Annotated in this window: 1 rRNA gene; it reads left to right on the top strand. The window is 55.3% G+C overall.

The annotated features are described in order from the left end of the window. Positions 1-14: 14 nt before the first annotated feature. Positions 15-713: ribosomal RNA gene (locus KBX18_RS11740) — 23S ribosomal RNA — on the top strand; the annotation flags it as partial.

Here is a 713-nt window from a genome sequence, read left to right as displayed (position 1 = left end):
TGGGTGTGTGTTTGTGTTTGTTGCTTAAGGGCGCATGGTGGATGCCTTGGCATGCTGGGCCGATGAAGGACGTGTGAGGCTGCGTTATGCCTCGGGGAGTTGTCAACAAAGCGTTGATCCGAGGATGTCCGAATGGGGAAACCCGGCCACGGTTGTGTGTGGTCACCGTATGATGAATTCATAGTTGTGCGGGGGTGATACCGGGAAGTGAAACATCTCAGTACCGGTGGGAGAGGAAAATAATAATGATTCTGTTAGTAGCGGCGAGCGAACGCGGATGAGGCTAAACCGTGTGCGTGTGATACCTGGCAGGGGTTGCGTGTGCGGTGTTGTGGGGTGCGATGGTCAACGGTCTGCCAGTCGTTGCATTTCTAGTGCGTGTTAGCGGAAGTGGCCTGGGATGGTCTGCCGGAGGAGGTGAGAGTCCTGTACGTGAAGGCGTGTGCTGGTTGTGTGTCGTGTTTGCCCCGAGTAGCAGCGGGCTCGTGGAATCTGCTGTGAATCTGCCGGGACCACCCGGTAAGCCTAAATACCTAGTGTGACCGATAGTGGATAGTACCGTGAGGGAATGGTGAAAAGTACCCCGGGAGGGGAGTGAAAGAGTTCCTGAAACTGTGCGCTTACAATCCGTCAGAGCACCTTCTGTGTGTGTGATGGCGTGCCTTTTGAAGAATGAGCCTGCGAGTCAGCGGCATGTCGCGAGGTTAACCCGT

Source organism: Corynebacterium sp. CCUG 69979 (assembly GCF_024454095.1).
GTDB classification, from domain to species: Bacteria; Actinomycetota; Actinomycetes; order Mycobacteriales; family Mycobacteriaceae; genus Corynebacterium; species Corynebacterium genitalium.
This window is presented reverse-complemented; position numbering and strand designations above follow the sequence as displayed.